Below are 24,765 nucleotides of genomic sequence, written 5' to 3'. Positions count from 1 at the left end.
GGGCGCAGTTGTGGTATACTTCGCGCCGTTTTTTCTCGAGGAATGAATCCATGCAGGTAATTGAAGGTAATATCAGAGCAACTGGTAAGAAGTTTGCTATCGTTGTATCACGCTTTAATAGCTTTGTTGTTGAAAGCTTACTAGAAGGTGCATTAGACACGCTAGAGCGTCACGGTGAAGTAAGTGATGACGATATCACACTGGTTCGCGTACCTGGTGCTTACGAGTTACCTGTAGTGGCTAAGAAATTAGCTGAGAAAAAGTCATTTGACGCCATCATCGCACTAGGTGCGGTTATACGTGGCGGTACGCCACACTTTGATTTTGTAGCAGGCGAATGTAACAAAGGTCTTGCACAAGTTTCACTTGAATACGGAGTACCCGTATCATTTGGCGTAATTACAACAGATTCAATTGAACAAGCAATCGAGCGTTCAGGAACCAAAGCGGGCAACAAAGGTGCGGAAGCTGCACTTGGCGCGCTTGAAATGGTTAACGTAATCGATGCTGTTGAAAAGCTTTAAGGTAAACATTAAGTGAAAGTTTCAGCTCGTCGTAAAGCCCGTGAACTTGCCCTGCAAGGCGTGTATTCATGGCAAATGAGTCACAACGATATTCAGCAGGTTGAACTGGCGTTAGCCACCAGTAACGACATGCAAAAGGTTGATATGGCCTATTTCCAAGCCTTGCTTCGCGGTGTTGCACACAACGCAAGTAACCTTGATGCAACCATTAAACCTTATCTTGGCCGTTTGCCTGAAGAGCTAGACGCTATTGAGAAAGCAATATTGCGCATAGCAACGCTGGAACTGACCGAGCGCATTGACGTGCCGTACCGCGTAATCATTAATGAAGCGATTGAGCTTGCCAAAGCATTCGGTGCTGAAGAAAGTCATAAATTCATTAATGGTGCCTTGGATAAAGCAGTGCGCACATTGCGCAAAGACGAGCGCGACTAACCTTACCGTGGCGGCATGGACTGCCGCTAAAAGGGTTTAAAAATTACCGTGAAAGAATTTGATCTCATCGGCCGCTATTTTTCAAACAGCGGCCACAAACGTAAAGACGTTGTTATTGGTATTGGTGATGACTGTGCTGTAACAACGGTTCCCGAAAACCAACAGCTTGCCGTTACTACCGATACTTTGGTTGCTGGAGTGCACTTCTTAAAAGATGCGCCAGCTAAGTCTGTGGCGTACAAAACTGTAGCCGTCAACTTAAGCGACCTCGCTGCAATGGGCGCTGAGCCTGCCTGGATAAGCTTGTCTTTGTCGCTGCCAGAAGTTGATGAAGCATGGCTTGATGACTTTGTCTCAGGCCTTCACGAGCTTACTCAGTACTATTCTGTGCAGCTGATTGGCGGCGATACGGTTAAAGGGCCAATGGCATTTACCATTACTGCTCAAGGCTTTATACCACCAGGTTCAGAACTAACGCGCAGTGGCGCGAAGCCGGGTGACTGGCTTTATGTTACCGGAACTCTCGGTGATGCAGGTGCCGGTTTAGATATTTTGCAAAATAAGCTAAGTGTAAACGGTGAAGCGAAAGACGTATTGGTCAATCGTCATTACTTTCCAACTCCTCGCGTAGCGGTAGGCACGGCAATTAGACGTATAGCAACGTCGTGCATAGATATCTCCGACGGTTTGATTTCCGACATCAAACACATTCTAAGGGCGTCCAACTGCGGGGCGAATGTCCATGTAGATCGTTTACCGTTATCACGAGCATTAACAAGCGCAGTCAAACCCGAACAGGCTATGGAATATGCGTTGTCGGCAGGTGACGACTACGAGCTTATTTTTACCGTAAGTGAAGAGCAGCGCGGAAGCTTAGAAACCTCGTTGGCGAGCACGAATGTGAAGGCTACATGTATCGGGCAATTAACCGGTCATAACGGCACACTTTCATTGCTTAAAGACAACGAAAAATACACGCCGTTAAATGAATCAGGTTACGAACACGCCTTTTAGGCAACCTACATATTCGTCAAAAGCTATTAGGAAGAAACATGCAAGCTGAATATCGCGCAAGAGTAAGTATGAAAAATCCTGTTCATTTTCTTGCGCTTGGCTTTGGCAGCGGACTAATTCCCTTCATGCCAGGTACCTTTGGCTCTCTTGCCGCGTTGCCGCTTCTTATAGCGTGCAGTCAGGTTTCGGTAATTTCTTTTATCGCGCTTACGCTGATATTTTCAGTTGTGGGTATTTACCTGTGCGGTAAAACGGCCGACGATATGCAGGTTCATGATCACGGTTCTATCGTGTGGGATGAAATAGCGGGTATGTTCGTTACCTTTCTGTTTGTGCCTATTTCAGCGTCATCATTACTTTTAGGCTTTGTACTATTTAGGCTTTTCGATATTTTAAAGCCTTGGCCAATTGGTATTATCGACAAGCGTTTGCACGGTGGTACTGGCATTATGCTTGACGATCTGATTGCGGGCGCGATGGCGTGCGGTTGCTTACATCTGCTGATGGCGTTTTGGCCTGCAGCATTAGCTTTGTTTTAATTCATTACGAATACCTGCCGCCATTTTGCCAGACTTACGTCAAGCAAGTTGACGGTGAGCAAACTAGACATTAAAAAGCCCGCTAAATAGCGGGCTTTTTAATGTCTTAGTGGTAGCTTTAAAGCTCAATTAGTTGGTGCTTAAACTTCTAGCCGCTGCAATAATGCCTTCAGCATCCAAACCGTGTTCTTTGTACATTTCTTGCTGTGTGCCCTGTAGAATAAAGCTATCGGGCAGACCCAACATTTTCACTGCTTTTAGAGCACCATTTTGCTGTAAATGCTCAAGTACTGCACTGCCAGCGCCACCCATAATACAGCCGTCTTCTAGGGTGATAAGCGCGCTGTGTTCACTGGCTGCCTTCAAGACCGCATCGCCGTCTAATGGCTTGATAAAACGCATGTCGATGACGGTAGCGTCAATCGCCTCAGCAGCTTCAAGGGCATAAGGCAGTAAGCAGCCAAAGTTTAGAATGGCGATGCGTTCTGACTTATCTTTTGACGATTTACGAACCGTGCGAGATTTGCCAATCTCAAGCTCTACCATGGCTTCATCGGGGGTAATGCCCATGCCACCACCGCGAGGATAGCGAACGGCAGCAGGCTTGTTAAGCTTGTGGCCCGTGTAGAGCATTTGGCGGCATTCATTTTCATCCGAAGGCGCCATAACTACCATATTTGGAATACAGCGAAGAAAAGCGATATCAAAAGCCCCTTGGTGAGTAGGGCCGTCTGCGCCAACAATGCCGGCTCTGTCAATGGCAAATAAGACGGGTAGGTCTTGAATTGCCACATCATGAATTAGCTGGTCGTAGGCACGCTGCAGGAATGACGAATAAATAGCAACAACCGCATTCATCCCGTCTTTGGCAAGCCCTGCGCCAAACGTGACTGCATGCTGCTCGGCAATAGCAACATCGAAATACTGTTCAGGAAAGCGTTGAGAAAACTCAACCATACCTGACCCTTCACGCATGGCTGGCGTCACTGCCATCAGCTTAGGGTCTTGCGCGGCCATATCACACAGCCATTTCCCAAAGATTGCTGAATAGGTAGGGGCTGAAGGCTTAGACTTGGGCAAAGCGTTATCTGCCGGGTTGAATTTAGGCACCGCATGGAATTTGATTGGGTCTTCTTCAGCTACCGCATAGCCTTTACCTTTCTTAGTAACTACGTGCAGCAACTGCGGGCCGTCAAATTTGCGCATGTTGCGAAGGGTATCAACCACTCCGTTAACGTCGTGTCCATCAATAGGACCAATGTAGTTAAAGCCTAATTCTTCAAATATGGTACCTGGAACAACCATGCCTTTTATGTGCTCTTCTGCACGGCTAGCAAACTCTTTAATTGGCGGCACATTGCTTAGCAGTTTCTTGCCGCCGTCGCGTATAGAGTTGAAAAAGTTACCTGTAAGTAAGCGAGCAAGGTGGCTATTTAATGCGCCTACGTTTTCAGAAATAGACATTTCGTTGTCGTTAAGCACGACCACCATATCTTTTTTGATATCGCCGGCGTGATTAAGGGCTTCAAAGGCCATACCTGCGGTCATAGCGCCATCGCCAATCACAGCCACTACCTTGCGGTTCTTGCCCTCTTTTTCCGCCGCTACGGCCATGCCTAGCGCGGCACTTATTGATGTAGAAGAGTGGCCAACGGCGAAGGTGTCATAGTCACTCTCGGGTGGCCACGGGAAAGGGTGTAGGCCATTCTTTTGGCGAATAGTGCTCATGCGCTCTGCTCGGCCAGTAAGAATTTTATGGGGATAGGCCTGATGACCTACGTCCCAAAGTAAGCGGTCGAAAGGTGTATTGTAGACATAGTGCAATGCCACGGTTAATTCCACCGTGCCTAAACCAGAGGCAAAATGGCCGCTGGTTTGACTTACGCTGTTGAGTAGGTACTCGCGTAATTCATCGGCAAGCTCGCGCAATTTCTCTTGCGGCAGTTGCCTCAACTTTTCAGGCGTTTGCGCAAGCGCAAGCGTTGGGTAATGTTGGAGATCTAAACTCATGTACTTATTATCTTTTTCAACATGGCGCGTGGCTAGTGGTCGCGTTTTACCAAAAGCTCGCTAAACGCAATTAAACTATCGGTATTGTAGGGTAAACGTGCCAATGCTTGAAGTGCATTATCGTGAAGCATTTCTAATTCTTGTTTAGCGCCTGTTATACCAAGTTTAGCGGGAAAGGTATTTTTCCCTAGTGCTTCGTCCGACCCTGCGGGTTTTCCTAATTGTTCGCTACTGCCCTCAACGTCTAAGATATCGTCTTGAACTTGAAAAGCCAGCCCAATATCTGTGGCGTAGGCCATCAAGTCAGTTTTAGTTTGGGGTAGCAAGCCTTCACTTACAATAGCAATCATTTCGACACAAGCTTTCAACAAGGCCCCGGTTTTAAGTCTGTGGAGTTGTTTAAGTTCTTCTAGTGAAATGGTTTTTCCAGTACTGGCTAAATCAATAGCTTGACCACCGCACATACCTGCGTAGCCAGCACTTTTTGCCAACACAGACAGCAACTGGCCACGCTTCGTCTCAGCGTAAGTACTGAGCGGTGCATCAGCCAATACGGTGAACGCAAGCGCTTGAAGGGCGTCACCAGCTAAAATAGCCGTCGCCTCATCAAAGGCGATATGGCAAGTTGGCATGCCGCGGCGCAAGTCGTCGTCGTCCATTGCTGGTAAATCGTCGTGTACTAAAGAATAGGCATGCACGCATTCAATAGCCATACTAATAGCCATCTGGTCTTTTTTTGGCACGTCTAAGGTGTTACCCACAACCTGAACCAAGAGAGGACGCATACGTTTACCGCCAGCAAGAAGGGCGTGACGCATCGCGTCTTTCAGTCGCGGCGCATAATTGGGTAATTCGTCAATTAATGTAAGAAGAGATGCATCAGTTTGTTGTTTGACTTGCTGATGCAAAACAGAAAAATTCATAGGTCGCCTGTAGGTTTAAAATGAACGAATTATGGCTGTTCACTTTCAGGAAGGGGGTGAAGGGTTTCTTCGCCTTGTTCGCTGAGCAATATTTTCACTTTTTGTTCAGCGTTTTCAAGTGACTGCTGCCCTTGACGAGAAAGAGCTATACCTCGTTCAAATTTTTCGAGCGCTTTATTTAACGGCAGATCGCCGTTTTCCATTTCGTTAACGATTGCTTCCAGTTCTGATAACGTTTCTTCAAAAGACGCGGATACTTTTTCTGTCGTCATAAAACACTCAATTCAGTGGCCAAAATTTACATATCGCGCACATTAACCGAGGGCCGCACAAGGGTCAAATGGTTTGTCCGTATATCGCTCATATCGCATTGGTATAGCGCTTTTTTCGTTCAGGTGGGAGGGCTTTATAAGGAGAAATTGTGCTATATTCGAATAAATTGGCTACATTACTAAAAAAAGACCAAAAGTGACGAGTAGAAAGGTCATAGAAACGAACGGTCAAAAATGAATAAAGCATTCAAACCAAGCGATGTAGTGATTGACACACTTCATAAAAACCAAATAAATGTGATATTTTTCAATTATGTCGTTTTAGAATTTCTATCGTTGGCCGATAGACTACTTGTAAGTTATCAGCACCGACTGCGCAATAATGGGGAAGAGTGAGTGGATTTAGCAACCGTCATAGGTATGTTGGGCGCCATTGGATTCATAGTCATGGCTATGATTTTGGGCGGCAGCTTGAGCATGTTCATCGACGTGCAATCAATACTTATTGTATTTGGAGGAACGTTATTCGTTGTTCTTTCTCAGTTTACGTTGGGGCAATTTTTCGGCGCAGGTAAAATCGCCGGCAAAGCGTTCATGTTTAAAATTGAATCTCCAGAAGAGCTGATTGAAAAAATAGTTGAGATGGCGGATGCAGCGCGTAAAGGTGGGTTTTTAGCACTCGAGGAAGCAGAAATTTCTAATGAGTTCATGCAAAAAGGTGTCGACATGCTTGTTGATGGCCATGACATTGAAGTTGTTAGAGAAACCCTCGCGAAAGATATTTCAATGACCACTGAGCGTCATGATTTTGGTGCCTCGTTCTTTAAAGGAATGGGCGACATTGCACCAGCAATGGGAATGATAGGTACGCTGATTGGTCTTGTTGCAATGCTTTCTAACATGGATGATCCAAAGGCCATTGGGCCGGCGATGGCTGTTGCACTTTTAACAACACTTTATGGTGCATTTTTCGCTAACGTTATTTGTTTACCTATTGCTTTTAAACTTGCAGTTCGAGCGGGCGAAGAAAAACTCAATCAAAGCTTGGTGCTAGACGGAATAGTAGGTATTGCAGATGGTCAGAACCCGAGAGTGATTGAGGGTGTACTAAAAAATTACCTTGCGGCTAGCAAACGCGGAAGCGCAGAGGAAGAGTAATGGCTGAAGAAGAATGCCCCAAGTGTCCCCCCGAAGGACTTCCAGCTTGGATGGGAACATTCGCGGATCTTATGTCGCTTTTAATGTGTTTTTTCGTGCTGTTACTTTCGTTCTCCGAAATGGATGTACTTAAGTTTAAACAGATAGCAGGCTCGATGAAGTTCGCCTTTGGTGTGCAAAATAAGATAGAAGTTAAAGACATTCCAAAAGGTACGAGCGTTATTGCTATGGAGTTTCGTCCGGGTAAACCCGATCCCACGCCAATTGAGTCTATTCAGCAGCAAACGATAGATATGACGCAGCAAATGCTAGAGTTTCAAGCCGGTGACGAAGATTCAGCCGGGGGGCGGCAAAAGCAACGGGGTGAACAACGAGGGGGGCAAGCGCAACAAACGGCAACAGATTCGTCTTCGTCCGCTCAACAAAGCTCTGATGAATCTCAAACCGCAGAGCTTATGAAGAAGGTCGCACAGCAGTTGCAGAAGCAAATTTTAGACGGCTCTATCGAGATGGAATCACTTGGACAGCAGCTAACCATTCGTATTCGAGAGAATGGCTCTTTCTCCGCGGGTTCTGCGTTTTTACAACCGCAATTCCAGCCTGTATTAAGGAAGATTGGCGGGATCCTCGCCGACGTACCCGGAGAAATTGAAATTTCAGGGCACAGTGACGGTCAGCATATTGCTAACGAACTTTATCGTTCAAATTGGGACTTGTCTGCACAACGTGCAGTTGCCGTAGCTGAAGCGATGAGAACAGCACCTGGCTTTGATGAAAGTCGAATGTCTGTAGTAGGAAAAGCAGATACAAGCCCTGTTGTTGAAAATGCAACTTCGCCTCAAGACCGAGCCAAGAATCGAAGAGTGGAAATCAATATTAACCAGGGTAAACCAATGATTTCGAACCCAATTTCTGTTGTAGACCAGTGATTTGACTGTTCAAGTAAATTAAAAAAAGCCTAGTAAATAGGCTTTTTTTGATGGCAATGTACGTTCTTTACCTTTTACACAAATCGTCTAAATAGTGCGGCTTAGAGATAACTAATTGAACCGTGCTTATTGTCCGTTCTAGAAAACCACCTTCACAGTACTTTAGATAGTAGGTCCACATTCTAATAAAACGCTCATCATAGCCGTCATTTAAAAGCTCGTCTTTTGCTGAAATGAAAGCTTCATACCAGTGATTAAGGGTTTTTGCGTAATCAATTCCAATGTCATGAAGGTCTCTTATCATCATGTTGGTATGGTTTTTTAGGTGTGCGTTTAACTGATACTGTGACGGCAAGAAACCACCGGGGAAAATATATTTTTGTATAAAGTCTACGCTGTTTGAATAGCTGTCGTAACGTCTGTCATCAATGGTGATAGACTGCAACAGCATTAAACCGTTTTCTTTGAGTAACGATGCACATTTTTCAAAGAAGTTTCCTAAAAACTGTTTTCCAACTGCTTCAATCATCTCTATAGAGACGAGCTTGTCGAATTTACCTTCTAGAAGACGATAGTCCTTTTTCAAGAGCGTAATTTTATCTTGTAAGTTCTCTTTTGCTATCCACTCTTTTGCCCAGGCATGTTGCTCTTCTGATATGGTTGTGGTTGTTACTTTGCAGCCGTAATGTTTCGCAGCGTAAACAGCAAGGCCGCCCCATCCGGTTCCAATTTCAATTAAGTGGTCGCTCTCTACCAGTTGAAGCTTATCGCATATAGATTTTAGCTTATGGTTTTGGGCTTCATTAAGGCTCGCGTTAGCATCTGGATAAATTGCTGATGAGTACATCATGGTAGGGTCTAGAAAGCGAGTATACAGCTTATTACCTAAGTCGTAATGTGCCTCTATGTTTTTTTTGGCTTGGTCCTTGGTGTTTCTGCGTGCAAAATGTTGCAGTTTATTAATTGGCATTGATAGCCATTTAAACTTTCCTTCCCACTCGTCCAAGGTAGGGAGGTTTCGCGCAAAAACGCGTACAACTGAGGTTACGTCATCGCTATCCCAGAGGTTGTCCATGTATGCTTCACCTGCGCCGACGCTACCACCAAGCAGCAGGCGACGATAAGCGTGTACATCCTTGATGTTCACCGTTGCGCGTAGCTCATCGCGTTCGTTTCCAAACTGAGCGATTATATCGCCATTTTCCTTGATGGTGAGATTGCCAAAAGGAAGTTGCGTCAAGCACTTTAAAAACAAAGTTCTGCATGTTTTATCAACAACAGACACCTCTGAGGTGTTAAGAAGTACAGATTCACCGAAAGACATTATTATTTTTCCTGACTCTTTTCTGGGTGTGTATACAATGGCGTTCGTTTAAGTAGCAATTTAAGTGCATGCCAATATATTCCCGCCACAGTTTTTATTGTCATACTAGGTATACGTTTAAGTGCGTCAGATAGATTCGCATTATCTAACGGAAATTTACGTAAATTAATCCCTGCACTGAATTCTTTATCTTCTCTAACGCAATCCATAGCAAGCGAAAGCCGGTCAGAGGGCTGCGAAATTGACCACTTGTAAGTCATATCCATTGGGTTGAAAGGCGAAACATGGAAAGCTTTTTGCGTGTCTGACTGAGTAGCAAGGTCGACGAGGTAGTGATGCCTTTCGTTCCATGGTGTATTGCTCACTTCGGCAAGTAAATGCGTAAACACACCATTTGCGTTTCTTAGGTAATAAAAGTTTACCGGGCTGAAATATATCCCCCACATGCGAAGTTGACCGAGCATAAATACGTCTCCGTCAAGAATTTTGCCGCCGTTTAGTTGTGTCATCCTCAATTTGACGGCCTCGGCAAGGGATAGGGCATTATCACCTAGATAATCCGTTCGTTTGAACTGCACTCTGGCCTTCTGCAACGCTGAAAATTTATCAACGTTCTCCGATAAATAACCCAGTTCATGCTCATCTAACTTTAACCAAAATAAATAGATGTCATAGTCGAATTTATGTGTCGTGGGTTTAAATCGTTGATGAAAAACTTTTCCGCGATAAATAGCACTTTCTGTCACAAGTGTTCACCAAATCGTTCACAGACATCGATTGCACTTTTCACTCCGTCTTCGTGAAAGCCGTTGTACCAATAAGCACCGCAAAAATGAAGATTGTCCACACCGCAGATTTCTTTTCGGCGCGATTGTGCATTGACCATTGCTGCGCTGTACTGTGGATGTGCATATTGATAAGTACCCAGTATTTTTGCGTTTTCTATCTCTTCAGAATTATTGAGTGTTACGCAATAGGTATTATCTGCAGTTAAACGCTGCAATATATTCATATTATAAGTAACTGAAGCAGGTCGCTGTTCTTCGCTCGCATCTTCTTTTAATCTGTAGTTCCAACTTGCCCAAGCCAATTTTCTTTTTGGAAGTTGTGCAATGTCCTTATGCATAACAACATCATTTTGAGCGTAGGGTATGTTGCCTAGAACTTCTTTTTGTAAAAGGTTCGCAGAAGGGAGCATAGATAACGCTTGGTCACTATGGCATGCAAAAATGACATGATCAAACAGCGTAACGCCACCGCGTTCGTCTGTAACTTGCCAACGTTCATCTACTTTGATTACTGAAATAACGCCTGTATTGAGCTTTATTCTATCTTCAAATGGAGCGATAAGTGGTGGAATATACGCGCTTGATCCGCCTTTGATTGTGTACCACTGAGGTCGGTCTGTGATATTGAGTAAGCCGTGGTTATTAAAAAATTGCAGAAAAAAAGTGAGTGGAAACTTGCGCGTTTGCTCTAAGCTGCTGGACCAGATTGCGGCGCACATTGGTAAAATATAATAACGTGCAAAATCATCGCTCAAACCAAGCTCATCTATCACGTCCTGTAACGTAAGGGATGATGTATCGCGTTTGTCGGCAACCATTAATTTGCAGGCTTTGTTAAAAGACAAAATATCTTTAACGATGCGCCAGAATTTGGGACGAAAGATGTTACGTCGCTGCGCAAATAAACTATTTAGGTTGTTACCGTTGTACTCTAAATTCGCTTTTTCGCTAACCACCGAAAAACTCATCTCCGTTGGCTGGTAGTCTACGCCGAGCTTTGAGATGAGTTTAATAAAGTTTGGGTACGTCCAGTCGTTAAAAACGATAAAACCTGTATCGATCCTGTGATGCTGGCCGTTGTCGACTATTTCTTTGGTCGCTGTATGGCCACCGATATAGTCATTAGCTTCGTAAATGCTGATGTCGTTTTTTTTGTGTAGTAAGTGAGCACACGTTAGTCCAGAAATACCTGTGCCTATTATGGCGATTTTATTTTTCATGGTATTAACTCTTATTGTTGTTTTCGCAACCCTAATGATAGGCGCTTTTGAATGCCATCGGGTAAAATATGCATTAGCCTTAAAATCCAGCCAAACGTTCTGGGGAAATATATAGTTCGACTGTTCTTTTCTATTCCTCTCAGCATCGATTTTGCTGCTTCTTCAGCAGTTATTTTCATGGGCATCTCAAAATCGTTTTTGTCAGTAAGCGGAGTTTCTACGAAACCCGGAGAAACGGATTGTACGTGAACGCCTCTATGGTGCATGTCAACCTCTAGCGATTTTGTGAAATAATGAAGTGCTGCTTTACTCGCACCGTAGGCTTGTGAGCGAGTAAAAGGTAGAAGTCTCGCCATACTGTCCACAATAACAAGCTGGTTGCCTGACTGAAGTTGGGGTAGAAGCGCATTAACGCAGTTAACCACACCAAAAAAATTCGGCTCAAACACACGTCGAAACATATCAGGTTCGAACGCGTCTAAATCGACGTATTCACAGGTTCCTGCATTCAAAACCGCGATATCGAATTTTGCGCTTTCTAATGCTTGGTGTGTTTCGTCTTGGTTACTTACGTCAAATTGACAAGGCGTGATGTTGCGGTGTGAACTAATTGCGTCAAGAGCTTCTTTGTTTCTTCCGCAGGCGATGACGGCGTAGCCGCTGTCAGCAGCGTGAAGAGCTAGCGCTTTACCTATACCTGATGTTGCACCTGTAATAAGTAATGTTTTCATTTCGCTAACCGCCTTTTTATCATTTTAATGATAGAGCCAAGTAAAGGGATATGTTCGTAAACCATTTCGCCCAAGTCATAATAGTCTTTGTGATAAATAATTTTTTCATCTTCGACTTTTAACTGAGTCGTTCCGTCTAGTGTAATAACTTTGGTACTTCGTTTTAGTACCAACGTCATTTTCCAATTGACCACATGCGAAACAGGACTGTTGGGATCGGCGATCGTGAGCGTGTTGTGAATATGAAATTTACAGCTTTCTGCCTGCGTCAGCAGATTGTTAAAATATGCTTTCACCTGTTCTATACCCTCATGCGTAGTGATAGGGTCTACGAATGTGATTCTTTTCGAGTATATATTTTCCAAATCAGCTGGGGATATTTGACAGATGTCCGTGTAAATTTTACAAAAATTCTCTATAACGCTCATTTTCCCTCCTAAAGTTAGTAACAGCAAACCGTTAAGGAGTGAGCGTTAAAAGCACGGTTTGCGTTTTGAACAAATCACTTCCGTTTAAATTGTGGCACTGTCGGTTGATCGACTTTTTGCGCATTTTGAATAAACCTATTCAACACTATAGATTACTGTCAAAACATTGATGAAGATCATGTTGTTAGCTATGAAGTGTGAAAATATTTCTTAGTCGATCCAAAACATTCTCACCTGCGTAAATAATGCTGTGTTATTGGAAGTGAGTTTATGAACAAAAATCGAAGTCCGTTATTTCCTTTATCAGCGCATTTATTGCCAGAGGGGCGTATGGCGCTGCGTATATTTGAGCCGCGCTATGTGCGTATGGTCAAGGAGGCATGCGCCGAAAATAAAGGGTTTGTCATGTGTATGCTGAACGCCAGAGGCGACAAAGAGACTAACGAACATATCTATCCTATTGGAACATATGCTCACGTGGTGGATTTTGATTTGTTGGACGATGGTTTGCTTGGCATAAAGGTTGCTGGGTTAGAGTTGGTTGAGGTCAGTGATATTGAAACTGAGCAAGACGGATTGAGAACCGGTGTTTGTCACGCGATAAAACCATGGGATTGCAATCTTGAACCTCAACAACTAGCGCCTATGGATGAGCGGCTTAAAGAGATATTTGGAAATTACGATGAGCTAGCGTCTTTGTACGAAGAACCAAAGTTTAATTGTCCCAACTGGGTCTTAAACCGCTGGCTTGAGCTTTTACCCGTTGACGGAGCACAGAAACAACACTTTCTTTCACAGAAAGACTGTACTGTTCTGCTGCATTATTTATCTGGGCTTGTGGTGTAGTTTTCGCCACAACGTTAAAAAATCGTAATTGAAATTGGGGAAAAATCCCAACCGTTTTAAGTCGTAAAACCGTACAATAATCTAACCAAAACGGAAAAGCGGACGAATATTATGTTAGTTGGAATTCCTTTGGAACAAAGTAACAGCACAATCAAGCCTAAAGAGTGTGCGACCGAAATGTCTGATTATTTAGTAGCGGTGGCTGATAAACGATGCAAGCGGTCTTTTGCTAATGTCTTTAATTATTTTGCCCCTCGTCTTCGCTCCTATGCGCTGAAGCAGATGGGTAACGAGGCGCTAGCTATGGAACTTGTGCAAGATACAATGTCAAACGTTTGGCAGAAAGCGCACTTGTTCAATGCTGAAAAGGGCTCGCCTTCAACGTGGATTTTTACTATTGCACGTAACATCCGCTTTGATATGCTCCGTAAATTGCAAAACAGAAAAGAAGATGTTTGCTCGGACGATTTGTGGCCGGTTCTGTGCGAACAAACCGCCGATGTAAACGAGGCTCCTCTTGACGAACAAGTCACGTTAGAGCAAATTGGTTATTTATTTGAGTCGCTTCCAGTAAAGCAAAAAGCGGTGATTGAAGCGATTTACATTGACGGGAAGTCTCAACAGGAAGTCGCTGACGAACTTCTTATTCCGCTAGGCACTGTAAAGTCTAGAACGCGTCTGGCGTTACAACGATTGAAGGTTATGCTAAACGACAATGATTAGGTTCCACCCCAGCACTGATTTACTAGAGAGTTATGTAGAAGGCTCGTTGAATTCGTCAGTTTCTTTGATGGTTTCTGCGCATTGTGACATGTGCGAACAATGTCGTTCATTTGTTGAAAGACAAACTGAAGTGCTGGCGGAAACAATATTAGATGGTGTAGACGATGCGTCGTTTGCATCGGGCGAGTTTTACGACATGCTTTCTAGCATTACTCAGCAGCCTTCTGCTCGTCCTTTGGATGAGGCTGAAAGTGAATTACCTCACCTTAAACGCGCAAGCGGCGTTAAGAGTACAATTGAGCTCGACGGCCGCACATTCAATCTTCCGAGAACACTTCGTCGTTATGTAGACAAAACAGGTAACTGGACTGGCCTAGTTGGAAAGCTTTGGCAAGCGCCAGTTGAACTTGGAAATCAAGGTGTCGCTAATTTTATTTATATGGGCCGAGGAGGGAGTGTTCCGGAACACACTCACAGAGGCACTGAATACACGCTTGTTATAGATGGTGAATTTAGTGATGGCTTAGAGAAATATGACACGGGTGACTTTATCTATATGGATGGAGACAAGACGCATTCTCCAAAGTCAGACGCGAGCGAAGGGTGTCTTGTATTCAGTATTGTTGACCAACCTCTTCATTTCACATCAGGTTTCGCAAGGCTCTTAAATCCGTTTAGCCACTTGTTTTTCAGATAAAACAACAAACGCACGTAAACGTGCGTTTTTAGCTTATATAAGTACGGAAAACACTAGCTGATAAATTCGCTCTCTGGATAATTAAGTTTAAGCGTTTTCATCGCGTTGTCTTTAAGTTCATCGAGACCCAACTGCTCGTAACTTGAGACCATTATTTCCAAAGCCTGCTGTACTTGAGTGCTGTCAGGGAAATGCTCTATAACATAGCGTCCTCGGTTTGCTGCGGCAACATATGCTTCTCTTCGCATGTAGAAGCGCGCAATAGCGATTTCGTATCGCGCTAGTCTGTCCTTGATATGCACCATTCGCTGCTTAGCATCTGCTGCATATTTGCTATCGGGATATTGTTGAATAAGTCTTCTGAAATCCTCAAATGCTTCGCGAGATTTTGAAGGGTCACGATCGGTACGGTCGATATTTAGTAGTTCTTGAAAGAGGTTACTGTCTGACTCCATGTTTGTTAATCCGCGCATATAATACGCGTAATCAACGTCGGAATGGTTGGGGTTAAGCCTTACAAACCTATCAATGGTAGCCAGTGTCTCTTCAATTTTTCCCGATTTGTAATAGCTGTAAATAAGGTCAAGCTGAACTTGGTGAGAAAGAGGGCCAAACGGATATCTTGAGTCTAACGCACTCAATGTTTGAGCCGCTGCACTGAAGTTACCTACTTCCATACTTTCTTTGGCTCTGTCGTATAGTTGTTGCGCACCCATGTTTGCAAGTACGGCTTTTTCTTCGTTATTTGAAGAACTACAGCCCGCAACAGACACTACAGCACCGAGTAAAACGGGGGCTAGTAAACGAAATGATTTCATAATAATTCTTGTTTCCTGCTAAACAGTGTTAATACTTCGCTGTTAAAGCTCACGTAATAAACAACAACACTTTGTGACTGCATTCTAACGCACTAACAGTGAGAAAAACCATACAAAAGCGTAAACAAAGCAGTGTACCGCGTGAAACCTTGTTATAATACCTTTTTTTAGAAACTAACAATGGTGTTATGTCACAGTCGCCGAACACAATTCAATTAGAAGCTTCAACAGAAGCCTCGCACTTTGGTCTACGCTTAGATCAAGTTTTAGCTGATTTGTTCCCTGAATATTCGCGTTCAAAGCTAAAAACTTGGATCCAAGATGGAAATGTATCAGTCAATGGTGAGGTAATAACGATACCTCGTCATAAAATGCAAATGGACGAACTTGTTACTGTAAACGCAGAGATGGATATACAAGTTTCCAGTCAAGCTCAGGATATCGCGCTGGACATTGTGTATGAAGACGACCACATCCTTGTTATTAATAAACCAGCCGACTTGGTTGTTCACCCTGGTGCGGGTAATCCAAGCGGAACGGTATTGAATGCATTATTAAATCATGTACCAGATATCGACAAGGTACCTCGTGCGGGCATCGTCCATCGACTTGATAAAGACACTACTGGCTTAATGGTCGTAGCAAAAACGATCCCTGCACAAACCCATCTGGTGGATCAATTACAACGCAGAGAAATGAGTCGCGAATATGAGGCGGTAGCATTGGGAACTATGGTTGCTGGTGGGGTTGTCGATGCACCTATTGGAAGGCATGCGACCAAGCGCACACACATGGCGGTACGAGAATCAGGCAAACCTGCTGTTACCCATTTTCGCGTTATAGAAAAATTTAGAGCTTACACGCATTTGCGCCTTAAACTTGAGACCGGTCGTACACACCAAATACGCGTACATATGGCACATATTAAGCATCCGCTATTGGGCGATCAGGTGTACGGTGGACGTCCGAGATTACCTAAAGGTGCATCAGACGCATTTATTGCAACGTTACGAGGTTTTCAGCGACAGGCGTTGCATGCAGCGCAGCTTTCATTATTCCATCCAGAAACCGAAGAATGGATGACTTGGAAAGCGCCTTTACCTCAAGATATGCAAGATTTACTAAAAGCAGTCAAACAAGACACCAAAGAAAACCCCGAGGATATGCTTTAATTTATGAATAAAACACCTGAATTCGTAACACCACAATGGGATTGTCCAGCTAATGTCGTTGCATATTCAAGTACGCGCAAAGGAGGTGTGAGTTCAGGTGACTTTGAAGGTTTAAATGTGGGCGCGCATGTCGGCGATGACTTGTTGCTTGTTCGGGCCAATCGAAGCGTTTTGCCTCATCACGAAAAAATTACATGGTTAGAGCAAGTGCACAGCAACAAGGTGTTGTCGCTCCCTAGTATCGATACCACCGCTGATGCCGCGATTTCTACAAGTCCTAATTTTTTTTGCGCTGTTATGACGGCAGACTGCGTACCCATTTTGGTGTGTAGCAAAAGGGGGGATGCGGTCGCCGCAATACATGCGGGTTGGAAGGGGTTACATACCAACGTTATTGCAAATACTATTAATACCTTAAAGCTCACTACGTCAGAGTTAATGGCGTGGATTGGCCCAGCAATAAGTGTCGATTGTTACGAAGTCGATGAGACGTTAGCGCAACAATTTGCGCAATATCCCAATGCAATCAAAAAAAGCACGGCGCCAGGTAAATATCTTTTAGATTTGCCCCTAATCTCCGAGACTCAACTGCGTCAAAACGGGGTTGAATCTATATACCAAAGCGGTTTGTGCACCTACACGCAAAAGGAAATGTTCTATTCCCATCGCTTTGCAACACACAAGCGTAAAAGAAGCACCGGCCGAATTGTCAGTGTTATTGGGTTAACAACCAACGGATAAAAACCGTTATTTGCGTCACGCGCGTTTGAGCACTATTGTTTCAGATCAAACTTTGTGTCTGTTAGCTTATCTTTTTGTCTAACTTTTCATGTTCATACTTGAATCGATAATTACTCGCTCCCATAACTAATGCATACACAAAATGCTTTCTTAATAGGTTGAGAATATGAGACTAGATAGATTTACCAGTAAATTTCAGCTTGCCATATCCGATGCTCAATCACTCGCATTGGGGCGAGACCATCAGTATATTGAACCTGTCCATTTAATGACTGCAATGCTTAATCAGCAAGGCGGTTCAGTTCGCCCTCTATTCGACCAAGCAAACATCAATGTAAATGCATTACGTTCAGCCCTAAGCCAAGCTATCGAAAAGTTACCGCGTATAGAGGGTATTGGTGGAGACGTCCAGCTAAGCAAAGATAGCGGAATACTACTCAATTTGTGCGACAAAATTGCACAGCAACGTAAAGATGAGTACATCACGTCTGAAATATTCGTATTAGCTGCGTTGCAAGACAAAGGGCGGTTAGGTGAGATATTAAAAAGCTTGAATGTTTCTAAAGACGTAATTGAGGCGGCCATTGACGACATGCGCGGCGGGCAAAAAGTGACGGATCCAAATGCGGAAGATGTTCGTCAAGCCCTTGAGAAATACACCACTGATCTTACTGAACGAGCAGAACAAGGCAAGCTTGACCCTGTGATAGGACGAGATGACGAAATTCGTCGCACCGTTCAAGTGCTACAGCGCAGAACCAAAAACAACCCTGTACTTATTGGCGAGCCCGGGGTGGGTAAAACCGCCATCGTGGAAGGTTTAGCACAGCGCATCATTAATGGCGAAGTACCTGAAGGCTTAAAAAATAAGCGCGTTCTTGCCCTAGATATGGGAGCATTAGTGGCGGGTGCCAAATACCGTGGTGAATTTGAAGAACGTTTAAAAGCAGTACTAAACGAATTGGCAAAAGAAGAAGGGCGCGTCATCTTATTCGTTGACGAACTACACACCATGGTAGGTGCCGGCAAAGGTGATGGTGCTATGGATGCTGGGAACATGCTAAAACCTGCATTAGCCCGTGGCGAACTGCATTGCGTTGGAGCAACCACATTAGACGAATATCGCCAATACATCGAAAAAGATGCAGCGCTTGAGCGTCGTTTCCAAAAAGTTCTGGTTGAAGAGCCTAGCGTGGAAGATACCATAGCCATTCTTCGAGGCTTAAAAGAGCGCTATGAGCTTCACCATTCGGTAGACATTACCGACCCCGCTATTGTCGCTGCGGCTAGCTTGTCACATCGTTATATTAGTGATCGTCAGTTGCCGGATAAAGCCATTGACCTTATTGATGAGGCAGCGTCTAGTATTCGTTTGCAAATAGACTCTAAGCCCGAAGACATGGACCGTTTGGAGCGCCGTATCATCCAGCTTAAGTTGGAAGAGCAGGCGCTTGCTAAAGAAACTGACGATGCTAGCCATAAGCGCCTTGAGATGATCGAGCTAGAGCGCGAGCAAGCAGAAACCAAGTATTCAGAGCTAGAAAAAGTATGGTTGGATGAAAAAGACGCCATGCAGGGAACACAAACCATTAAAGGAGAGCTTGAACAGGCTAAACTTGATTTGGAAATTGCCCGGCGAGCATCTGATTTAAACCGTATGTCGGAACTTCAGTACGGCCGTATTCCTGAACTTGAAGCAAAGTTGGAGCAGGCGGCTGAAAACGAAACCCGCGAGACAACGTTACTGAAAAACAAAGTTACAGACATTGAAATTGCGGATGTGCTCTCTCGATGGACGGGTATTCCTGTAGCGCGAATGCTTGAGGGCGAGCGAGAGAAGCTTTTACGCATGGAGGATGTTCTTCACAAACGAGTTGTGGGTCAAGAAGAGGCGGTTCAGGCTGTATCAAATGCCATTCGCCGTTCACGTGCTGGGCTTGCCGATCCAAACCGACCTATTGGCTCATTCTTGTTCTTAGGGCCGACGGGCGTAGGTAAAACAGAGCTGTGTAAAGCGCTGGCAGGCTTTATGTTCGATACTGAAGATGCCATGGTGCGTATTGATATGTCTGAGTTTATGGAGAAACATTCGGTAGCGCGCTTAGTGGGCGCGCCTCCTGGTTACGTTGGCTATGAGGAAGGCGGCTACCTAACAGAGGCAGTTCGCCGCAAGCCTTATTCCGTAATTTTGCTAGACGAAGTTGAGAAGGCTCATCCAGACGTATTCAACATTTTGCTTCAGGTGTTGGATGACGGTCGTTTGACTGATGGTCAAGGGCGCACGGTAGATTTTAAAAATACGGTTGTGATCATGACGTCGAACTTAGGCTCAGACATCATTCAGGATAAGCACAACGAAAGTAAGTATGACGATATGAAAGCGTCTGTAATGAACGTAGTCGGGCAGCATTTCAGACCTGAATTCATCAACCGCGTAGATGATATTGTGGTATTCCATCCGTTAGGGAAAGAGCAAATCAAATCGATTGCCAAAATTCAGCTTGCCTCGCTTCGTGCAAGGCTTGCTGAAAAAGGATATAAACTTACTCTGTCTGCCGCTGCAATGGATAAATTGGCGGACGCGGGTTTCGACCCAGTTTTTGGCGCCCGTCCACTTAAGCGAGCAATACAAGTGCAGGTGGAAAATCCACTCGCGCACCAATTGCTTGCTGGCGAACTGATACCTGAATCCACCATCAGAATTGATGCTGATGATAGTGGCTTGTTCGTGGTAAGTAGTTAATCGCAAAGAGAACGTTATCAATATAAAGGGCACTGGCAACAGTGCCTTTTTTGTTGCTTTATCATCGACTTTTCCTTTAGTTTACTTGCAAAAGAAATTTTTAGCGTCAGTGACAGGAGTAGTGCATGCAAACAGCCCCAATTATTAACGCTTTTAAACGCGTAGTCGGGGAAAGTAACCTTGCCGTTGGTAGACGTCAAACAGAGCACTACCGAAAAGGGTGGCGGTCGGGCGAAGGTGAGGCCCTGGCAGTGCTGTTTCCAACCACGCTCTTGCAATATTGGGAAGCACTTAAGGTCTGTGTGGAATACAACTGTATTATCATCATGCAGGCTGCAAAAACTGGTTTGACTGAAGGTTCTACGCCAAGCGGTAGCGACTACGATAGACCTGTGGTGGTAATTAATACGCTAGCAATGGACGATATTGTTCTGGTTAACGACGCAGCGCAAGTACTGAGTTTTCCCGGAGCAACACTGTTCAAACTTGAAAAGGTGCTAAAGCCACTCGGGCGTGCGCCTCATTCTGTAATTGGGTCGTCGTGTCTGGGTGCGTCTATTGTTGGTGGTGTTGCAAATAACTCGGGTGGGGCACTTGTCAAAAGGGGGCCTGCCTATACTGAACTATCGCTCTTCGCTCAGGTGGATGAAAAAGGAGAGCTACAGCTTGTTAATCATCTAGGGATAGACCTAGGCGACACGCCAGAGGAAATTATCGGAAACCTTTCTTCTGGCAACTTTTCAAAATCTTTACCTGAAACCAGTAAGAAAGCGTCAGCTACTGACTATGAACAGATAGTTCGCGATGTAGATGCTGATACGCCGAGCCGCTTCAATGCCGATCCATCAAGGCTTTATGAAGCCAGTGGTTGTGCCGGTAAAATTGCCGTGTTTGCGGTACGCTTAGATACATATGAAGTACCTAAGAAAGAACAAACGTTTTATATAGGTACGAATGATGCAGATGTGCTTACCCGTATCCGCAGAGACGCATTGTCAACGTTTGAACATGTCCCTGAAGTTGGCGAATACCTGCACAGAGAGGTGTTTGATATTGCTGATGTCTACGGAAAGGATACGATATTAAGTATTGAGCGTTTAGGTACGGATTCACTACCTAAAATGTTTGCACTTAAAGGGCGAGTAGATGCTGTACTTAGCAAACTGCCTCTGCTTCCTCCTTACCTAAGCGATAGAGTGATGCAGTTCGGTAGTAAGTGCTTTTCCGACCAAATACCCTCGAGCATAAGAACCTTCCGCGACAAGTACGAGCATCATCTAATCCTTAAAATGAGCGATGGCGGGATTGACGAGGCAAAAACACTTTTAGCTAAGCTTTTTAACGAAGAGAGGCTAGATGGTGACTATATTATCTGCAATGACGAAGAAGCATCTAAAGCCTTTTTATTGCGGTTCGCCGCAGCAGGCGCAGCGGTACGCTATCAAATGATGCATCACAAAAAAGTAGGGGAGATTCTTGCTTTAGATATTGCTTTACGCCGTAACGACGCTTTTTGGGTAGAAGAGTTGCCTGAGCATATTGCTAAACATGTTGAAAAGCCGCTTTATTACGGACATTTCTTTTGCCATGTTTTCCATCAAGATTACATACTAAAAAAGGGCTGTGACGCAAAAAAAGTAAAAGCGGACATGTTAGCGCTCTTAGATAGTCGAGGTGCAAAGTATCCTGCTGAGCATAATGTTGGTCATTTATATGAAGCTGAGAGCGCTTTGCAGCAATTTTACATATCGCTCGATCCTACCAATACCTTTAACCCAGGTATTGGTAAGATGGAGAAGCACAAACGCAATTGTTCATGCTGTACTTAGTGCTTGTTTAGTCATGCCCATTTACAAGCTTTCTAGTAATGCTCTGGCTTGGGGTCTTTTAAAAAAAGGTCGCTCTGTGTTTACCGCAAACGTGAGTTCTTTTTTCGCTTCTGCTGTTCTATTTAATTTTGCTAGCGTAAATCCTAGATGGTAACGAATGTTGGGGTCGCTTGCATCTCTTGCAAATGCGTCTCTCAGCATTTTTAGGCTGCCTTCTAAATCACCTTTGAGCGCTTTAATATAGCCAAATGTGTCTAGAACTTTCGCTGAATTTGGTCGAAGCTTGTACGCTTCACTTGCGTACTGTTCAGCAGTATCGAGCGAGCGCTCTATATGCATCATTGCAAGTCGGTTATAGGCCTCAGAGGGGTTTAAAGTTGCTGGACTCTCAACTAATTCTAGATAAAGGGAGATCGACTCATCATACTCTTGTGTAAAAAACAGAAATTGTGCCAAAAGATGCTTTGCTAATATGCCTTCTTCTGTTTTTTCTATAACACCCCTTGCTGATGTTAAGAAGGTGTCGATATAACGCTCTCGTAGTGCGTAGTTATAGATAGCAATGAGTGCCTGATCATGGCTAGGAGCAATTTTTAGTGCGTTTTCAAACGCGTTAATTGCTTTGTCGTCGTTGCCTTTATTCGCCTCTAAACGCCCTAGTAGATAGAAATATTGAGGGGTTTCTTTTAGCGACGAGGACATTTGTGTGAGCAACTGCTGTGCTCGTGAATTTTCTTTCTCGTCGAGTAGGAAGGAGGTTAGGCGAAGCAAAATGGCAGTATTGTTAGAGTCTAGTGCATAAGCGCGGGTAAGGGCCTCTCGGATCTGCTCATTATCGTTTAATGCGCTGGCAATACTTGCATAAGTGAGTAGCTTCAAAGGATCATCATCGATTAAATTACGCACCACTTTCAACGTCTTTTTTGCATCGTCAACTTTGCCTAACGAGAGTTGCAACGATGCTTTTCGCATCAGGTAATCGCTATTATCGAAATTATCTTTTAGTAAAAGGTCAAGGTGATAAATTGCGTTTTCAAAGTCTTGCTGTTGCTGATAAATAAGAGAGAGTCGATTTCTGGCGTCAATGTTAGAAGGAGAGAGGGTGAGTAAATCAAGGTAAATTTGCTTTGCTAAATCCAAGCGACCTAATTGGGTAAGATTAAATGCTTTCAGCATCAATGTTGTTGTGTGCTGAGGTGATATTTTTAAGAGTTCACTAACAATTTCGTTAGATTCCTCAATGTTGCCCAAGCGGCTTTCTGTTGCTGCTAAGTTAAATTTTGCTGAAAATAGGGTAGGTTTTTTTTCTAAAGCTAATTTAATATTGTCTCTTGCCTGCTCAAACTTACCTTGGCGTATCAAAATACCAGCTTTTAAATTATAAACTTCTGCATCATCGGGCAGCATGTTAGAAAGCAAGTTAACACCTTTTAACGCCGTGTCGTATTGTTCAGACTGGAGATTTACGAGTGCGTAAGTGAAGAGAAAGCCCACATCATGTTTAAATTTCTCTAAATTCTGCTCTAGCATGTTCAGTGCTTCGGCTTGTTTTCCTCGGGCCGCCATGAGTTTTATTTTAAACAGTTGAAGCCGGCCATCATTGGGATACTGTAATTCTAGTTCTCGCAACAGTCGCTCAGCTTTAAACGACTTATTTTGACGAATAAACAGATCGCCTAGGACAAGTGCAGAGTCAGGCTCGCCCATAAGCGCATCTTGATAACGCTCCAGAAGTAGGAGTGCTTGTTTGTCTTGCTGAGTTGCCATGTAGACTTGACTTAACATTAGCACCGCTTGTAAGTCATCGGGTTCTTTCTGTAGGTAGGCATTGAAGTCTTTTGCTGCAGCTTCCATGTTGTTATTGAAAAAGCGGGTTAATCCGGCGATGTACAGGAGCATTGGTTGAGATGCAATTAGTTCAGGGTCTAGCTGCGATATAAAATCATTGAGTTGTGTTAGCTTTTCATTATCAATTGGCTGTTCGCTGTCTCTGCTCTGTAGCCAGCTATCAAGTAAGATGGCAAGGGGATCATTGGGTGTGTCTTGAATGATCTCATTTACAAACAGCTTCGCGGTGTCGTAGTCTTTTGACTCTAAGTACAAGTCTATTAAATTACGTAGCGTAATTGGGTCGTCGCGTTTAAACGTAAGCGACTTTTGCAAAAAGGTAACAGCGTCATCTTTATTTCCCATGCGGTAAGCAAGTTGACCTTTTAGTCGCCATGCAATTGCGTTTTGTGGCGCCAAGCCAATAGCCTTTTCCACTAAGTCAGCAGCTTTAGACAACTCTGAATTATTCAAGGCAATTGACGCTAAGCCATTTATGGCTGGTACGAAATTGGGTGTTTTTGCAATAATCGTATTGTAATCACTCAGTGCGCACTGTTCATCATTTAATCGCGAGCACGCAGTGGCTCGGATCATCAACCAGTCTCGCAGCGCATCGCCAGAAAGTTCGTTCACACCGTCAAAGTTGACCACATCTTGGTACTTGTTTAAAAACAACCACACGTTTCCCAGCGGCTCGGCGACTAAATTTACATCTGCACCCATTTCAAGTGACTCTTGAAATTCAGCCTCTGCATCCGTTAAATAGCCGTTAATCAGAAGTATTTCGCCAATTAAAATTTTGGCTGCAAGGTTGTTGGGGTCTTTCTGTAAGCTATTCTTAAGATGGATGTAGGCGTCGTCGTAAGTACCTTCGTTATAGGCTTTTAGCGCTTTCTCGTAGTCTTCAGATGTGGTAGCAAAAGCGCTAGATGACAATACAAGGAATAGAAAGAACGATAGACCACAGAATACCTTAAGCACTCTGCTGGAAAACGCATTATTTGATAATAACTTCATATACACCTTCAACAATGAATCTGCTGGCTATGAGTAAATAATTTGCACAAAAAA

General features: G+C 44.1%; 23 protein-coding genes. 13 read left to right on the top strand and 10 right to left on the bottom strand.

Annotated features, from left to right (window positions below):
- Window positions 1-50: 50 nt before the first annotated feature.
- The 4 genes from ribE to BK026_RS07665 are packed head-to-tail and all read left to right on the top strand — an operon-like array spanning window position 51 to window position 2,512.
- On the top strand, window positions 51-524 hold the full coding sequence (gene ribE / locus BK026_RS07680) for a 6,7-dimethyl-8-ribityllumazine synthase (protein WP_014950088.1): 474 nt from the start codon (window positions 51-53) through the stop codon (window positions 522-524).
- 12 nt (window positions 525-536) lie between these two features.
- Complete coding sequence (gene nusB, locus BK026_RS07675) at window positions 537-959, top strand: transcription antitermination factor NusB (RefSeq protein WP_014979773.1); 423 nt, start codon at window positions 537-539, stop codon at window positions 957-959.
- A gap of 48 nt (window positions 960-1,007) precedes the next feature.
- Window positions 1,008-1,973, top strand: a complete 966-nt coding sequence (gene thiL / locus BK026_RS07670) for a thiamine-phosphate kinase (RefSeq protein WP_071815322.1) — start codon at window positions 1,008-1,010, stop codon at window positions 1,971-1,973.
- A 38-nt stretch (window positions 1,974-2,011) separates the two neighbouring features.
- Entirely contained in the window at window positions 2,012-2,512 is a 501-nt protein-coding gene (locus BK026_RS07665) for a phosphatidylglycerophosphatase A (protein WP_071815321.1), read from the top strand.
- 129 nt (window positions 2,513-2,641) lie between these two features.
- Here the strand turns inward: BK026_RS07665 and dxs are convergent, their stop codons facing one another.
- From dxs to xseB, 3 genes are read right to left on the bottom strand one after another with little or no spacing between them, the layout of a single operon-like run.
- Window positions 2,642-4,522 (bottom strand): 1-deoxy-D-xylulose-5-phosphate synthase, encoded by a 1,881-nt coding sequence (gene dxs, locus BK026_RS07660; RefSeq protein WP_071815320.1) that lies wholly within the window; start codon window positions 4,520-4,522, stop codon window positions 2,642-2,644.
- Between the two features lie 32 nt (window positions 4,523-4,554).
- Entirely contained in the window at window positions 4,555-5,445 is an 891-nt protein-coding gene (locus tag BK026_RS07655) for a farnesyl diphosphate synthase (RefSeq protein WP_071815319.1), read from the bottom strand.
- Between the two features lie 29 nt (window positions 5,446-5,474).
- Window positions 5,475-5,717: an exodeoxyribonuclease VII small subunit gene (gene xseB / locus BK026_RS07650; RefSeq protein ID WP_071815318.1), complete on the bottom strand. Its 243-nt coding sequence runs from the start codon at window positions 5,715-5,717 to the stop codon at window positions 5,475-5,477.
- 396 nt (window positions 5,718-6,113) lie between these two features.
- On the opposite strand from xseB, the gene pomA reads away from it, so the two are divergent.
- The gene (gene pomA, locus BK026_RS07645) at window positions 6,114-6,875 is read left to right on the top strand and encodes a flagellar motor protein PomA (protein ID WP_071815317.1); all 762 of its coding nucleotides are present in this window, start codon (window positions 6,114-6,116) and stop codon (window positions 6,873-6,875) included.
- On the top strand, window positions 6,875-7,804 hold the full coding sequence (locus BK026_RS07640; protein WP_071815316.1) for a flagellar motor protein MotB: 930 nt from the start codon (window positions 6,875-6,877) through the stop codon (window positions 7,802-7,804). The genes pomA and BK026_RS07640 overlap by 1 nt, the downstream gene beginning before the upstream one ends.
- 67 nt (window positions 7,805-7,871) lie before the next feature.
- On the opposite strand, the gene BK026_RS07635 is transcribed toward BK026_RS07640, so the two are convergent.
- The 5 genes from BK026_RS07635 to BK026_RS07615 are packed head-to-tail and all read right to left on the bottom strand — an operon-like array spanning window position 7,872 to window position 12,295.
- Window positions 7,872-9,128, bottom strand: coding sequence for a cyclopropane-fatty-acyl-phospholipid synthase family protein (locus BK026_RS07635; RefSeq protein ID WP_071815315.1), 1,257 nt, complete (start codon window positions 9,126-9,128; stop codon window positions 7,872-7,874).
- Between the two features lie 2 nt (window positions 9,129-9,130).
- Window positions 9,131-9,874 carry a DUF1365 domain-containing protein gene (locus BK026_RS07630; RefSeq protein ID WP_071815314.1) on the bottom strand — a complete coding sequence of 248 codons (744 nt, stop codon included), beginning with the start codon at window positions 9,872-9,874 and terminating at the stop codon, window positions 9,131-9,133.
- Window positions 9,871-11,136 (bottom strand): NAD(P)/FAD-dependent oxidoreductase, encoded by a 1,266-nt coding sequence (locus tag BK026_RS07625; protein WP_071815313.1) that lies wholly within the window; start codon window positions 11,134-11,136, stop codon window positions 9,871-9,873. Before BK026_RS07625 ends, BK026_RS07630 begins: the two co-directional genes overlap by 4 nt.
- 11 nt (window positions 11,137-11,147) lie before the next feature.
- Complete coding sequence (locus tag BK026_RS07620) at window positions 11,148-11,867, bottom strand: SDR family NAD(P)-dependent oxidoreductase (RefSeq protein WP_071815312.1); 720 nt, start codon at window positions 11,865-11,867, stop codon at window positions 11,148-11,150.
- Window positions 11,864-12,295, bottom strand: coding sequence for a nuclear transport factor 2 family protein (locus BK026_RS07615; RefSeq protein ID WP_071815311.1), 432 nt, complete (start codon window positions 12,293-12,295; stop codon window positions 11,864-11,866). Before BK026_RS07615 ends, BK026_RS07620 begins: the two co-directional genes overlap by 4 nt.
- Before the next feature lie 270 nt (window positions 12,296-12,565).
- Here BK026_RS07615 and BK026_RS07610 point away from each other — a divergent pair, with 270 nt between their 5' ends.
- From BK026_RS07610 to BK026_RS07600, 3 genes are all read left to right on the top strand, one after another.
- Window positions 12,566-13,141, top strand: a complete 576-nt coding sequence (locus BK026_RS07610; RefSeq protein ID WP_071815310.1) for an LON peptidase substrate-binding domain-containing protein — start codon at window positions 12,566-12,568, stop codon at window positions 13,139-13,141.
- 111 nt (window positions 13,142-13,252) lie between these two features.
- Window positions 13,253-13,864, top strand: coding sequence for a sigma-70 family RNA polymerase sigma factor (locus BK026_RS07605; protein ID WP_071815309.1), 612 nt, complete (start codon window positions 13,253-13,255; stop codon window positions 13,862-13,864).
- On the top strand, window positions 13,857-14,561 hold the full coding sequence (locus BK026_RS07600) for a ChrR family anti-sigma-E factor (protein ID WP_071815308.1): 705 nt from the start codon (window positions 13,857-13,859) through the stop codon (window positions 14,559-14,561). The genes BK026_RS07605 and BK026_RS07600 overlap by 8 nt, the downstream gene beginning before the upstream one ends.
- Before the next feature lie 53 nt (window positions 14,562-14,614).
- Here BK026_RS07600 and BK026_RS07595 read toward each other — a convergent pair whose 3' ends face one another.
- A complete protein-coding gene (locus BK026_RS07595; RefSeq protein WP_071815307.1) occupies window positions 14,615-15,379 on the bottom strand; it encodes an outer membrane protein assembly factor BamD in 765 nt (254 codons plus the stop codon).
- A gap of 188 nt (window positions 15,380-15,567) precedes the next feature.
- Between BK026_RS07595 and rluD the strand changes: the two genes are divergently transcribed.
- The 4 genes from rluD to dld all read left to right on the top strand — a co-directional run bounded on the left by rluD (window position 15,568) and on the right by dld (window position 21,864).
- Window positions 15,568-16,551 (top strand): 23S rRNA pseudouridine(1911/1915/1917) synthase RluD, encoded by a 984-nt coding sequence (rluD, locus tag BK026_RS07590; RefSeq protein ID WP_071815306.1) that lies wholly within the window; start codon window positions 15,568-15,570, stop codon window positions 16,549-16,551.
- Window positions 16,552-16,554: 3 nt separating this feature from the next.
- Complete coding sequence (gene pgeF / locus BK026_RS07585; protein WP_071815305.1) at window positions 16,555-17,292, top strand: peptidoglycan editing factor PgeF; 738 nt, start codon at window positions 16,555-16,557, stop codon at window positions 17,290-17,292.
- 166 nt (window positions 17,293-17,458) lie between these two features.
- Entirely contained in the window at window positions 17,459-20,035 is a 2,577-nt protein-coding gene (gene clpB / locus BK026_RS07580; protein WP_071815304.1) for an ATP-dependent chaperone ClpB, read from the top strand.
- A 125-nt stretch (window positions 20,036-20,160) separates the two neighbouring features.
- The gene (gene dld, locus BK026_RS07575; protein ID WP_071815303.1) at window positions 20,161-21,864 is read left to right on the top strand and encodes a D-lactate dehydrogenase; all 1,704 of its coding nucleotides are present in this window, start codon (window positions 20,161-20,163) and stop codon (window positions 21,862-21,864) included.
- A 21-nt stretch (window positions 21,865-21,885) separates the two neighbouring features.
- On the opposite strand, the gene prsT is transcribed toward dld, so the two are convergent.
- Window positions 21,886-24,711, bottom strand: a complete 2,826-nt coding sequence (prsT, locus tag BK026_RS07570; RefSeq protein WP_071815302.1) for an XrtA/PEP-CTERM system TPR-repeat protein PrsT — start codon at window positions 24,709-24,711, stop codon at window positions 21,886-21,888.
- Between the last annotated feature and the right edge of the window lie 54 nt (window positions 24,712-24,765).

The organism is Alteromonas sp. V450 (assembly GCF_001885075.1).
Lineage (GTDB): Bacteria > Pseudomonadota > Gammaproteobacteria > Enterobacterales > Alteromonadaceae > Alteromonas.
The sequence above is the reverse complement of the archived record's forward strand: the minus strand, read 5'-3'. Positions and strand labels throughout refer to the sequence as shown.